A 13,638-nucleotide genomic window follows, 5' to 3' on the forward strand; every position below is an offset into this window, starting at 1 on the left:
GACCACGCAGCCAGAAGAAGCCCAGAAAAAACACCGAGGCCACCACCATGCACCCAAACCATATGCGCAGCTCGGGCAGAGTTGCATTGGTAATCGGTGCGTCAACAGCCCAGGCCGGGCTGGCGCAGAGCGCCATCACAAGCGCAAGGCCGCACCATTTGCCGCGGCTCAAACCGGCAATCATGCCAGATGCTCGTCTCTAGTCAGTGCCGGGTCCCGCGCAGGACCTTCAATATTGATGCGCTCCTGCTCGGTCACGATGGGGCCGCCGCGTACCTGATTGTGGATCGAGGTGATGTATTCCCCCAACATTCCAATAAACAGCATCTGGATACCTGACAGGAAAAACAGGGATACGATGATGGTTGTCGTCCCGCGTGGTGCCTGATCGGGATTAAAGAAAAACAGAACCGCGGAAATGAGCGAAAACAGAATACAGCCGGCCGCAATCACCAGTCCGCTGATCGTGCAGAACCGCATCGGGGCACGCGTGAAAGAAAAAATAGCATTCAGCGCCTGATCGGTCAGCGCCATCAAGCTGTGCTTGGTCAAGCCGCTTTTCCGCGCCTGCCAGACATAAGGTTTGATGATCCGGCGGAAGCCGCAGCTGGCAATGATGCCACGGATATAAGGGTAGTGGTCATTGTGGGCCAGCACTGCCTCAAGCACTTTGCGGTCAATCAGTTGAAACTCTCCGACCGATGGTTCCAGCCAGACGTCCGACAGACCATTGACGATCCGATAGAAAAGGCCGCGTGCGTTGCGCATCACGAACCCTTCCTCTCGGGTACTGCGGGCACCGGCCACCACGTCATAGCCGCTTTCCCACAACTCGACGAACTCCGGGATCAGCTCAGGCGGGTCCTGCAGGTCAACAGGCAGCATGACAACAACCCCGTCACCAGTGGCATAGCGCAACCCGTTGAAGGTTGACCGGAACACCCCGAAATTGCGGGCATTGACCACCACTTTCACGTCCGAATCCTTTGCGGCGATCTCGCGCAGGATATCCACGGTCCGGTCCGTGGAGGCATTGTCGATGAAAATATGCTCGCGCCTGTAGCCCGGCAGTTCCTTGTCGAAAATCGACTTTACGGTTTCATAACAATTCGCCACGTTGTCTTCTTCATTGAAGCATGGCGAGACAATGGAAATTGTTTTCATAGCTCTATTTAACATCAAACAGCACCGCTTACCCCAACAATACCCGGGTATAATTATATCATCCCGCGAAGTTCGGGATTCGCACAACATCTAACCTGCGGGAATACCATGAAATAACGTGTGCTCATCGCAACATCAAAAGCCCAATTCGCCCCTCTTCTGCGGCAAGAGTATCTTGCCATTGTTTCCAGCACGGTTACTCGGCTTAGTGTTCCCAGATATTGTAGACAGATAAACATTCAGATGAACCGCAAAATCCGCAATTCACTTTTCAAACTCCACACCTGGCTGGGGCTGCATCTGTCGCTTTTCTTCGCATTCATGTTTCTGACCGGCACACTGCTGGTCGCCGGGTTCGAACTTGAATCAATCGGTCGTCCGGGCATCTGGAACACGATCGACAAGGAAGAGCGCACGGCCAGCTTTGGCATGATCTATGATGGCATCAAAGCGGCCCATCCCGAGAGTGGCATCTTCTTGATGATCAAGCGTCCAACGCCTTGGTTTGCGGATCGCACATTTGGTCGCACGGGCTGGGGAGAAAATGTCAGTTTCTGGACAGACCCCGTAACCGGTGCCGTCGTCGGAGAAACGCGACCCAATGGATTTCGAGATATCCTGCGAGGCTTGCATGATACCTTCCTGACCGAGAAGCGGATTGTTTTCATGCTGGTCAGTGCCACATCTGTGATCCTGCTGTTTCAGATCATCAGCGGCCTCATCACCTATCGGCGTTTCTGGAAAGGGTTTTTCCGCTGGCCCAGCCGTGCGGGCGGGTTGCGCGCATGGGCGGGCAGCACACACCGGCTGACCGCTCTCTGGTCAGCACCCCTGCTGATTTTGACCGCTGTGACCAGTTTCTATTTTCTGCTGGGCAGTCTGGGGTTTGAAAGCACCCGACCACAGCCCAAGCCACCAGTGCCGCGTGAAACCATCCTGCCGACAAATTTCGACGCCGACCTTATCAACCAGGCCGAAGCCCGCGCCCGTGACGCCTTACCCGGGTTCGAGCCCTTCATCATGTTCCTGCCTGATAAACCAACTGGGTCGTTCGGGTTCACCGGACATGCCGCAGGGCATTCGGGCTTTTTTGGACCGAGTAACGTATCTATTGATCCGGTGACGCTCGAGGTTCTGGGCGCTTACACCCCAGATGAGATTAGCGGGCTCGCCTACTGGAAACCTCTTATGGACATGCTGCATTTTGGCACCTGGGGTGAGGCGTTTTCGATGGCGCTGTGGGTCATACTCGGGCTGATCGCGACTGGCCTTGCTGTCACCGGTGCTTTGATTTTTGCAGGTCGACTTGCCCCTGAAGCTACGCAATATGGGCCGCTCAGACGTATCTGGTGTGGTATGGGATGGACCCGGTGGGTGTATTTACTACTCGTACTGGGTGTTTTGGCGGTCGCTGTTACCCGCTTCGGCCCTGGTTCTCATGCCAAAACCAGTGCGTTTGCTGTCGATGCCCCACCCTCGGTGGTCTGGATGTTTATGCATGCACCACTCAGACGTGACATACTCCTTGATGTCGAACTGCGGATAAGTGATCCCGATGTCAACACCGTCTCCATTGAAATCAATGGGAAAGAGGTGCAATCACTTGAGATCACGCAGATGGGCGAGACTGTCATAGCACCTTTCCAACTACTACCCTCAAACACGGAAAACACCATTATTGCCCACCTACAAAAAACGGATGCAGACACAAAAACCGTTACATTCCGACTAGGGCAACCTCTGTGGTAAGCGAAGCTCCACCACTTTTGATCAACAAGGAGACGCATCCCCGCAGAATGTGCATTCTGCAAACCTGTTCATTCTTCTCCTTTGGTGGCGGCATTCAACGCCACATCAATGACCTCAGTGCCTCACTGATGGCACGCGGACACAGGGTAATAAAGGCCGGAGCACCGGGCAAAACCAGCGCACACAATGATGGCAGCCTGTTTTTGCCCTTACGGTTCGACCGTGTCAGCGATCATGCTGCAAACGGTCAGCTTAGTCTTGCAACCCGGCTTTATTGGCTGGCTCTTTCAGCCCGGACCCTGCGGCACGCGCTCAAAGCACATAAGGTCGATATCATCCATGCACATGAAACTGCCCCGCTTCTGACAGCCCGTCTAGCCAGCCTGGGGATGGGGATCCCCATTGTGATGACCTATCACGGGTCTTCTCCGGGGCGGATTGACAGCGTGGCGCGTGCCTGTCGGAAACAGGCGGACCTGACGATCTGCCCCAGCGAAACGGTTATGCAATCTCTGCTGGAACGCCACGTCGATCCCGACAAGGCGCGGGTGATGCTTTTGGGCGTCCAACCCAACCCACCAGCCGACTCTGCCACAGCAAAAGCCCTGCGACAGGACTTGCTAGGTGAAGGCGGGACACATCTGGTTCTTTCGCTATCCCGGCTGGATCATCAAAAGGGCCTTGATGCAATGGTCGAAGTGACCCGGCGTGTGCGGCAGGATCTGCCCGGCCTGCGGATCGTTGTCGGGGGCGAGGGTGTGCTGCGCGGTCAAGTCGAAGCCTGGGCCGATGAGGCCGGAGTATCCGACATCATCCGCTTCCCTGGGGTGATCTCGGATGTCGCCACCTATCTCGCGGCCTCTGATCTTTATATGCTGACCTCACGGTGGGAGGCCCTGCCGATTTCAATTGTCGAGGCGTTCCGCGCCGGGCTGCCGGTGATCGCCACCGATTGCGGCGGTGTGCGTGAATTGGTGGATGGCGATGTCGGGCGCCTGTGTGCGGTCGATGATCTTGATGCCCTGTCTCAGGCGCTGCGCGATCTTTGCACCGACCGCGCCGAATATGACCGGCTAAGCACCAATGCCACGGCGCGCGGTGCAGAAGACAGGTTTTCGCCAGCCCATGTGCATAGCGGGTTTGAAAAGCTGTATCGGCAACTGGCCGGGCGGGGATAACCCCCGGTCAGTCCGCCGCGCCGTTCTCAAAAGCACCAGCTTCCAAGGCAAGGGTCAGATCGGCCCGCCCTGCACGATGCGCGGCCTGCGCAAAAGCCGCGCCAAACCGGCCCAATACCTGATCTTCGCGCCAGAGCGCCTCAAACCCCTGCCGCGCCGCTGCCGCCATCTGATCCCGCGCGACACCTCCGTCCTGAAAACGGCGCATGGCTGCGATCAGGTCATCTTCGGTTTCGAACAGTTCCCCGCCCCCTGCCTGCTCCACGATCTCGGGGAACGGACCCAGTCGCCGGGCGATCACCGGCGTGCCCAGCCGGAAGCTTTCAATCAGGATGATGCCGAAGGTCTCATAACAGACCGACGGTACGATCAGCCCCAGCGCGCCGCGGTAATAGGCGTTCAACTCGTCAGGTGCCTTGCGGCCCAGGAATTTGATCCGGTCATTGCCTGCGGCTTGTGCCTTCAACTCATCCGCGTAATCGCCATCACCGAGGATCAGCAGATCGGCATCCGGGTAACGATCAAAGGCCGGGAACACATCCTGCAACCCTTTGATTTTTTCCAGCCGTCCGACAAACAGGAAATAGGGACGGTCATGCGCGGCGGGTTCCGGCAAAGCGTCCTGGTCCAGATCGGGCAGGAAATAGGGCAGCACCTGCATCTCCTGCCGCAGGCCGAACTCGCGATGTTTGGCCCGGCTGAATTCGCTTTTGGCGATGATCAGGTCCATGTGATCCAATGCCCGGTCCAGCACACCGGTATAGCGCCACAGCTGCGGTGGGCGTTTGTAGTTCAGCACGCAGCGCAGGCACTGGCGGTCATCGCACAACTCGCGCCCGTGCCGCCACAGGACGTGGGTGGGGCAGACCAGCCAGTGCTCATGCGCCTCATAGATCTTCAACCCCTCGCCCATCGGCAACAGGCCGGGCCCACCGATCAGCGAGGTGTTGTTGTGCCAGATGATATCCGGTTTCCGCTCGGCCAGTATCTCGCGGATGCGGGCGGCATGGACAATCGGGCGGCCAAGCTGCTGGGTCAGCAGGTTCGACATCATACCATTGCGGCTGCGCAACCCGATCCGCCGGACACCATCAGGGGCACCTTCGGGCTGTGGTTTTCCGCCAAGGATCAGATAGCTGTCTTCGTCATGCACCACCGTCACGTCATGCCCCCGCGCCACCAGCGCCCGGGCCATGCGCTGAATACCAATAGCATCGCCGCCGAAGGAGTATGGCGGGTAAAACGTGGTGAACATCAGAATGCGTAACGATTTCATCTATCTCTCAGCCCCTTGGGCATCGGCTGCGGGCAGATGCCCTCCTTGCGGTCTCAACATCGAAGCCAGCAAGCGCAATCTGTCATGCTGGAACAGAAAAGCCAGAAAGCCATAAGTCAGGATGCCCACCACTGTGCCAACAAGTAGAAGCAGCGCCGGGAACATCCCGTCCAGTTGCCGCACAATTCCAAACACTGCGAGAGCCATTCCTGCAGATAGCAGAAACGGTGCGAGATGCTGCAGCATCAAAGCCGGGCCGGGCAGCTTTGCAATATGGCCCAGATTGGCGAATTTGAGCGGCCAGATCAGCAGAAAGACCGCCACGAAACCAGCTGTGACAACCGATAAGCCATAAGGGGCCAGCACTACAATCGCTGCCGCCGCCAGCGCCACCTCGACCCAGGACAGGATCGCGAGACGCCCGACCTGACCGGCCGCCAGACAAAAGGTCTGCTGCACCTTTTCGGCACAAAGATACATGCCGAACACTGACATCAGGCTCAGGACCGGAGCCGCCGGAGCCCATTTCTGACCGAACAGCAGCACCAGCGCCGGTTCCGACAGAACCGCCAACCCGGCAAAGGCCGGAAAGGCCAGAAACCCGGTCAGGCGCATGACGTCGATCAGCAAATCCGTCACCTGACCACCATCGCGCGCCGCCGCACCAAAGGCAGGCTGCGCCACGGTGCGCAGCGGTGTGATAATCAGGAACGAGGCGGTCTCGATCACGCGCCAGGCGATTGCGTAATACCCCGCCGGAACCGGCCCCAGCATCGCGCCGATGATCACCGCGGGGGATTGCACCGCCGCCAGTTCCGCCGCGCGCAGGCCCAGAATCCGGTGGCTGAAATGCAAAATCCTGCGCATGTGATCCCGCGACGCGTGAAAAGCCGGACGCCAGGATACCGCGCCCCAGGCCATCACGATATTGGTCGCTGTCATCGCCAGCCGCTGACCGACCAGGCTCCAGACCCCGTACCCGGTCAGCGCCATGCCAATTCCCACAACCCCTCCGACCGCCGCGCCAAGTGCTGCGCGGATGGCCAGAACACGGAACTTCATTTCCCGGCGCAGGATCGCCACAGGCACTGCCGTCAGCGAAATCATCAGCACTGTTGGGGACAATCCTATCAACAATTCGCCCGCAATCGGCTCATTGTAGAATTTCGAGACCAGCCCTGCCCCCAGATAAAGCGCAATTGTCAACCCCCCCCCGAGCAGCGCCAGCAACCAGAAAACCGAATTCAACCGCTCTGGTGACAGCGCATCACGGGTCAGCAGAATGTCGGAAATCGTTTCGCGGACCAGAAATTCGGAAAACAGCACAAAGGCCGCAACCATCGCCAGCAGGCCAAAGGCTTCGACCCCTAAAATACGGGCAAGAATGGCAAAAATGATGAAGTTGAACGCCTGTTCGACCCAGATACCAGCCGACATCCAGGCAACTCCGCTGCTGAAACTCTGCCGCCCTGACATCCGTTTCCTTCCTGCTGCCCGCACCCCGCCATGTTCCAGGCGACACATGCCTCAAACACTTGCACCTGCTGCGTGCAGTATACGTAATTACAAACTTGACGCCTTAACGGTCGAATTTGGTCAAATTTATTGTCTATGTTCAGTCTGTACGTGTTCGAATACTATACGCAATACAGGGAATTATGCCCGTTACGTTCCATGCGCCACGCAAATCTTGCAGCGGGGGCTGGGGCTGGGACTATTAAGTGAATAAAAGGTTTTCATTTTCATGAACAAAGTCGCAGAGCCGATGGTGACGAACAGCACCACATCTGAAGAGCTGATCGCATCGGAAACCGCCGGCATGAGCCTGAGCGTGGTCATCCCCGCCTATAACGAGGAAAACGCCGTCCGCCATACTGTCGAGGACGTACGCGCCCATCTTGAGCCGCTGAATATCCCTTACGAAATTATCGTGGTGGATGACGCAAGCCAGGACAATACCCGCGCCGAAGCCGAGGCCAGCGGTGCCACCGTTACCTTCAACGACGTCAATTCCGGCTATGGGGCCAGCCTCAAGCGCGGGGTGCGGATGGCGCAGCATGAATATGTGGCCATTCTGGATGCCGACAGCACATACCCTGCGCGCTATCTGCCAAGCATGCTGGCCATGTGCCGCGATCAGGACATGGTGGTGGGGGACCGGGGGGCGGCGATGAAAAACGTGCCGCTGCTGCGCAGGCCGGCCAAGAAATTCCTGTTCGCCTTTGCGTCGTTCCTGGCTGAGCGCAAGATCAACGATCTGAACTCGGGCCTGCGTGTGTTCCGCAAATCCGAGCTGATCCCGTTCCTGCCGCTTTTGCCGCAGAACTTTTCGTTCACCACCACGATCACGCTGTGCATGACCTCGAATGGCAAGCGGATGATCTATACGCCCATCGAATACGGCAAACGGGTGGGAAAATCGAAAATCCGTCCGGTTGACTTCATTAACTTCATCATCCTGATCCTGCGCATCAGCACATTGTTCAACCCGCTTCGGGTGTTCATTCCTCTGGGGTTGGTGTTTTTTGCCCTAGGGACAGTGAAGTTCCTTATCGACCTCACCTATCTGAACCTCAGCGGAACCACGGTGTTTGCATTCCTTGCCGCGATCATGATCTGGTCCCTGGGGTTGATCGCCGACATGATCTCACGGCTGCATCTCAGACCCTGATTGGGCATGGCACAAACTTTCCGAAGCAGTAAAGGAATGCACACGTGACGGATGTTTCCCGACCCAACGGCGACGACAAGCCCCATATCATCATACTGGGTGCCGGACCGGCCGGGCTGGCCGCGGCCCATGCGTTAACCGGGCAGGCCCGCGTGACGGTAATCGAACGCGCCGCTATCGCGGGCGGCAATTCAGCTTCCTTCCCGGTTGAAGGCGTGATTTGCGATTATGGCTCGCACCGGTTTCACCCGGCGGCAGAGCCCGAGGTTCTGGCCGATGTGAAAGCCCTGCTGGGGGTCGATCTGCTGCTGCGCCCGCGCCACGGGCGCATCCGGCTGGGCGGAAAATGGATTCACTTCCCATTGAAACTGACCGACGCGCTGATGCGCCTGCCCAAACCCTTTGCCTTGTCGCTGATCGGGGACATGGTGCTGAAGCCGTTCCGCAAGAAAAGCACCGGGCCCGAGACATTCTCGACCGTCCTTTATGACGGGCTGGGGCCGACGATTTCGGACAATTTCTATTTCCCCTACGTACGCAAACTGTGGGGGCTGGACCCGGACAAGCTGGCCGTGAAACTGGCCGAGCGCCGGGTCGGCAGCGGATCGGTCGGCAAGATCCTGATGAAGATGCTGCGCCTGCTGCCGGGGCTGCGCAGTGAAACCGCCGGGCGGTTCTTTTATCCGCGCAAGGGGTTCGGGCAAATCTCGGACGCGATGCGGGACAGCGCGGAAAGCAACGGGGCAACTTTCCTGTTCAACACCGAAATCACTGCCATTGAGCGGGACGGCACCCGCATCACCGGCCTGACGATCCGCGAGGACGAGGACGAACGGCGCCTGACCGGCGATCTGATCCTGTCGACCATCCCGCTGACCGGGCTGACCCGCCTGATCGGCGCGCCCCCGCCCGAGGTGGTCGAAGCCGCCCGTGCGATCCGATTCCGCGGCATGATCCTGCTGTACCTGGTGCTGGAGACAGACCAGTTCACCGAGTTCGATGCACATTACTTCCCGGAACTGTCGATCCCGATCAGCCGGATGTCAGAGCCAAAGAACTATAACGCCAGCGGCACGCCAAAGGGCGTCACCGTGCTGTGCGCCGAACTGCCTTGCGACCCGGATGAGAAATGGTGGTCCATGTCCGACGAGGAGCTGGGGCAGGAATTCACCAAATGGCTGGGGCAGCTGGGTCTGCCAGTCACGGTTCCGGTGCGCCGCTGTGAAACCCGGCGGCTGAGCCACGCCTATCCGGTTTACGATATGGGCTATGAAGAGCGGTTCGATACGGTGGATCAGTGGCTCTCAGATCTGGACGGATTGCTCGTATTCGGACGGCAGGGCCTGTTTGCCCACGATAATACCCATCACGCCTTTGCCATGGCTTACGGTGCGGCGGATTGCATCGACGACAAGGGCCATGTCGACCGCGCGAAATGGAACAAATATCGCGAGGTCTTTGCCACCCATGTGGTGGAAGACTGACCCATGCCCGCCTGGCAGGCCGATATCCTGATGTATCATTCGATCTCGGATGCGCCGGGGCCGACCTCGATTGCGCCCGACGTCTTTGCGGCACAGATGCAGGCGCTGGCGGCGTCCGGCCTGCCGGTGGTGACGCCGGACGCGCTGGCCAACCCGCCTGCCCCCCGTGTGGTCATCATCAGCTTCGATGACGGGTTCCAGGATTTCGCCGATACCGCTTGGCCGATCCTGCGCGATCACGGCTTCTGCCCGATCGTCTATTTGCCCTCGGGCCTGATGGGCGGCAGCGACAGTTGGGCCGGAGGCAATATCCCTGCCCGCCCGCTGATGAGCTGGGACAGGGTCGAGGCGCTGGCAGCTGAAGGAGTCTGTTTTGGCGCGCATAGTGTCACTCATCCCGATCTCACCACGCTGGATGCGCTCATGCTGGAAGAGGAAGTCAGTGGATCCGGTCAGGACATTGCAGCCCGGCTTGGCCAGCCCACCCGGCATTTCGCACCACCTTATGGCGCGTCGAACTCTGGCGTTCTCAGACAGATCGCGCAGCATTACGACACCTCGGTCGGCACAAGGCTGGGCGTGGCCAAAGCGGAGGATGATATGCACGACCTGCCCCGGCTCGAGATGTTCTATTTCAACAACATCGCCCGCTGGAAGGCACATCTTGCCGGGCGCGGCGGGTCCTATTTGGCGGCCCGCAAAATGATGCGCAGCGTGCGGAGTGGGTTGAGCAAGGTGCTGCCCCTTAACTGAATATCGGTCTCAGGGCGCAAGCGTTCCGATCCGATGGGCGTTTGCCATCACACTGAAGGTAATTGTTGTTGCCGGGATGGTTGGCAGGACAGAGGCATCAACCACATGAGTACGCGTCGCGCCATGCGGTCGCCCCAGAACATCGCTTTCCCCAAGACCTGGACTATCTGACATCGGCAGATCACCCCCGACATGGAAACTGGCTCCTGGCGCCCCGAACCGTGCCGCAAAAGAAAGGCTGATCAGGCCAAGCAACCGCAAAGCCCGGCCATAACGCGCAAGCGCTGCGCGCATCGTCACCTCGGTGTGCGGGTTTTTTTTCAGTTCGGGTTGCAACCGGCCATCCTTTGCCAGGCGCAAAGCGACCTTATGCGAATGATCGGAATGTAGGAAAACCTGGGCCACGATCAGACGACGGGCCATGGCCTCAAGCAGCGGCCCACTGCCGGGTATCCGACGGCCATAGTTCTGTTTCAGATCGCGGGCGTAGTACTCGTTCCAGGTATAGATCTGAGCATGAACCAGCCGCTGCGATACGACCGGGTCGTCCAGTTCCGCAAAAAGCTGCGGCAGCGTCTGATAAGGCAAAACATCGGGTCGTCGGGGCGCACGCCAGCGATGCAGCATGGGCAGAAAGGCCTGCTGGCTGTCCTTCAGGGTCAGTTCCTTGCTCTGAAATCCGGGTGAGGTCAGCAGAATCCGGGCGCTCTCAAGCACTCCGGCAGCCAGAAACACCCGGCTTCCACGGACGTTGCTACCATCTGCCAGGGTAACGACAACCTCGTCGCCTTCCTCGCGTATCTGCCGCACCACGTGATCCGCACGGTAGGTAAACCCTGGCTCTGTCTGCAACGCCGTGCGGGTCTGTCCCGCGGACCAGATCAGTGACCACGGGCATCCGTGCAGGCACAGTCCACAGGTCTGGCATCCCGGGCCAACTGCCTGACGCGCCAGTCCAACATGCATCCCCACCCCCTGCAATACCTTCGCCTGACGCTCAGAACGGGCCAGCAGCATCTCGGCTTGCGCGGTTGGTGGAATGGGTGTTCGGCCTGTCATGTCACAGGCGGGAAAGAGATGCTGCAACCTGTCCTTCTGCCCGGACACAGGCATTACTTCCGTAACCGCTTTGTAATGTGGGGCAAGGTCGTCGGCAGTTATGGGCCAATCATCGATATCCGCCTGCCGATATGGCAAGACTGCAGCTCCCCAGACATTGGACAGCCCGCCCGCCGCCCGCGAAGCACGCAAGGCAAACCAATCCGCCCCGTCAGCCAGTGTGCGGGCCGGTGAGGCCAGTGCATAACCGGATCCATAGCGCCACACCTCCCCCTCCGGGGCCTGAAACTGAGGCTCCATCCAGGCTGCGCGTGCTTCGGCGCTCCAGTCTTCGGCGCGTGTTCGGGACATCTGCTGCACCCGATCCGTGACCCCGGGCCCTGGTTCCACCCCGGCATCCAGCATCGTGACGTTTCGCCCTCGCGCCAGCAAGGCCCGGGCGACGGAAACCCCGGCGGGCCCGGACCCTATGACAAGATCGCTCACTTCGCCTTTACTGCCCGGACCAGAACCAGCATTTCATAGTTGGGATCATGGGTGGACAGTTCTTCAGGGGCGATTTCCCCGGCCCCAAGGCCGTGCAGGTTGCAGATGCAGGTAAAGACGTTACCAACGGTCGACACCTCGACATTCTCTACCGGGAAGACCGCCCGGAACAGGCGGCGCTTGGATTGGCTGGTGAAATGCCAGTATTCACCCCAGTCATCCACACCTTCACGGCGCGCCACCCGGGTCATACCATGCGATGTACACAGCACCACGCCGCCCGGTTTCAGAATACGCTCCAGCGTGGCAATCGCCTTGTCGACCTCAAAAATCATCTGCAAGGTCTGCGTGATGATGATGCAGTCAAAGCTGTTGTCAGGAATATGCGGCGCGTCGGTGATATCTGCCACGATGGTCGCCTGAGGGTTACCTTCTACATAGCTCAGCACATCCGCCTGCATGACCCGGTCACCGCCAAATTTCTTCGTATAGGCCGGATCACCGAATTCCAGGACCCGGCCACGAATGTCGTCGCTGTGGTTTTGCAGAAACTCTTCCATGTAATAGCGTTCAATGGTGAGCAGGTCGCGATCCTGCCCGAAAACGGCACTGATTGGCGACAGCCGCCGCAACCCGCCAAAATCCACCGCCCCCACGGGGGTCGATTGCAGCTTGTGCAACCTTTGCTGTTTGCGGATCCATTTGCGCAGCCGTTCCGGCAGCAACACAGTCGCGGTGTCGCGCACCAACTTTTCAACTCTTTGTCCCGGTGTCATCGTGATCGGCTCTTCATGCGTAGACTTTGGCGCGTTTCTCGGCCATGATGTCGGCGATGATATCATCCAGCGTCCGTGCCGGGCTGAAACCGGTAAACCGCCGCAGCTTCGAGACATCCGGCAGGCGGCGGGCCATATCTTCGAACCCTTCCGGATAGACCTCTTCATAGGGCACCAGGCGAATTTCGGACGCGGATCCCGTGGCGGCAATTACCTTTTCGGCCAGCCCCCGGATCGTCACTTCCTGCTCACCTCCAATGTTAAAAACCTGACCCCGGGCTTCGGGGACATCGAGCAGACGCATAAGCGCCTCGATCACATCGGCCACATGGCTGAAACAGCGCGATTGCTCGCCGGTGCCATGAACCTGAATTGGCTGACCCGCCAGAGCCGCTTCGATGAAGTTCGGAACAACCATGCCATAACGCCCGGTCTGGCGCGGGCCGGTCGTGTTGAAAAATCGCAGCACGACCACCGGCAGATCAACCTCGCGCGCATAGGACAGCGCCATGAACTCATCCAATGTCTTGGCGCAGGCATAGGACCAGCGCAGAACGCTGGTCGCACCGATCGTCAGATCGTCATCCTCGTTGAACGGGAATTTCGACGCCTTCCCGTAAACCTCGGAACTGGAGGCGATGAAGACCAGAGGTTTGTGGCGCAGGGCAGCCCGCAACACATTCTGCGTACCGTCGACATTGGTTGCAATCGACTGGCTGGGCTGGTCCATGATCAGCTTCACCCCGACAGCGGCAGCCAGATGAAACACCGCGTCTGCAGCCCCGACCAGTTCTTCGACCAGACCGGTATCCAATACGCTGCCTTCGACAAAGTGAAAGGCGGAATGATCCTGAACAGAAGACAGGTTTTGCAGCGATCCGGTGGACAAGTCATCCAGCACCGTCACCTCATGCCCATTGCCAATCAGACGCTCGGCCAGATGTGATCCGATAAAACCGGCCCCGCCTGTGATCAATATTTGCATGAAAAACCCTCGTACCAACAGAATCCACTCTAATGCCACAGGCTTAGCATAGGGATC

The 13,638-nt window shown here is 58.9% G+C and carries 12 protein-coding genes; 5 read left to right on the plus strand and 7 right to left on the minus strand.

What is annotated here, in order from left to right:
• Both ACR0EK_RS16440 and ACR0EK_RS16445 read right to left on the minus strand, forming a co-directional pair.
• The coding region (locus tag ACR0EK_RS16440; protein WP_480967951.1) for a hypothetical protein at positions 1–184 on the minus strand (184 nt) is incomplete at its 3' end.
• Positions 181–1,164: a glycosyltransferase family 2 protein gene (locus tag ACR0EK_RS16445; RefSeq protein WP_480871325.1), complete on the minus strand. Its 984-nt coding sequence runs from the start codon at positions 1,162–1,164 to the stop codon at positions 181–183. The genes ACR0EK_RS16445 and ACR0EK_RS16440, both read right to left, overlap by 4 nt.
• Before the next feature lie 243 nt (positions 1,165–1,407).
• On the opposite strand from ACR0EK_RS16445, the gene ACR0EK_RS16450 reads away from it, so the two are divergent.
• Both ACR0EK_RS16450 and ACR0EK_RS16455 read left to right on the plus strand, forming a co-directional pair.
• Complete coding sequence (locus tag ACR0EK_RS16450) at positions 1,408–2,913, plus strand: PepSY-associated TM helix domain-containing protein (protein WP_480871326.1); 1,506 nt, start codon at positions 1,408–1,410, stop codon at positions 2,911–2,913.
• Between the two features lie 47 nt (positions 2,914–2,960).
• Complete coding sequence (locus ACR0EK_RS16455) at positions 2,961–4,091, plus strand: glycosyltransferase family 4 protein (protein ID WP_480871327.1); 1,131 nt, start codon at positions 2,961–2,963, stop codon at positions 4,089–4,091.
• A gap of 7 nt (positions 4,092–4,098) precedes the next feature.
• On the opposite strand, the gene ACR0EK_RS16460 is transcribed toward ACR0EK_RS16455, so the two are convergent.
• On the minus strand, positions 4,099–5,367 hold the full coding sequence (locus ACR0EK_RS16460) for a glycosyltransferase (protein WP_480871328.1): 1,269 nt from the start codon (positions 5,365–5,367) through the stop codon (positions 4,099–4,101).
• The gene (locus tag ACR0EK_RS16465; protein ID WP_480871329.1) at positions 5,368–6,804 is read right to left on the minus strand and encodes a lipopolysaccharide biosynthesis protein; all 1,437 of its coding nucleotides are present in this window, start codon (positions 6,802–6,804) and stop codon (positions 5,368–5,370) included.
• 307 nt (positions 6,805–7,111) lie between these two features.
• Between ACR0EK_RS16465 and ACR0EK_RS16470 the strand changes: the two genes are divergently transcribed.
• From ACR0EK_RS16470 to ACR0EK_RS16480, 3 genes are read left to right on the plus strand one after another with little or no spacing between them, the layout of a single operon-like run.
• Complete coding sequence (locus ACR0EK_RS16470; RefSeq protein ID WP_480871330.1) at positions 7,112–8,038, plus strand: glycosyltransferase family 2 protein; 927 nt, start codon at positions 7,112–7,114, stop codon at positions 8,036–8,038.
• Between the two features lie 44 nt (positions 8,039–8,082).
• Positions 8,083–9,522 (plus strand): protoporphyrinogen/coproporphyrinogen oxidase, encoded by a 1,440-nt coding sequence (locus tag ACR0EK_RS16475; protein ID WP_480900687.1) that lies wholly within the window; start codon positions 8,083–8,085, stop codon positions 9,520–9,522.
• Between the two features lie 3 nt (positions 9,523–9,525).
• Entirely contained in the window at positions 9,526–10,275 is a 750-nt protein-coding gene (locus ACR0EK_RS16480) for a polysaccharide deacetylase family protein (protein WP_480900685.1), read from the plus strand.
• A gap of 9 nt (positions 10,276–10,284) precedes the next feature.
• Here the strand turns inward: ACR0EK_RS16480 and ACR0EK_RS16485 are convergent, their stop codons facing one another.
• The 3 genes from ACR0EK_RS16485 to ACR0EK_RS16495 are packed head-to-tail and all read right to left on the minus strand — an operon-like array spanning position 10,285 to position 13,581.
• On the minus strand, positions 10,285–11,820 hold the full coding sequence (locus tag ACR0EK_RS16485; protein ID WP_480871334.1) for a hypothetical protein: 1,536 nt from the start codon (positions 11,818–11,820) through the stop codon (positions 10,285–10,287).
• Positions 11,817–12,596: a class I SAM-dependent methyltransferase gene (locus ACR0EK_RS16490; protein ID WP_480871335.1), complete on the minus strand. Its 780-nt coding sequence runs from the start codon at positions 12,594–12,596 to the stop codon at positions 11,817–11,819. Before ACR0EK_RS16490 ends, ACR0EK_RS16485 begins: the two co-directional genes overlap by 4 nt.
• Positions 12,597–12,609: 13 nt before the next feature.
• Positions 12,610–13,581 carry an NAD-dependent epimerase/dehydratase family protein gene (locus ACR0EK_RS16495; RefSeq protein ID WP_480871336.1) on the minus strand — a complete coding sequence of 324 codons (972 nt, stop codon included), beginning with the start codon at positions 13,579–13,581 and terminating at the stop codon, positions 12,610–12,612.
• Positions 13,582–13,638: the final 57 nt, after the last annotated feature.

The organism is Ruegeria sp. AE4, from assembly GCF_056542185.1.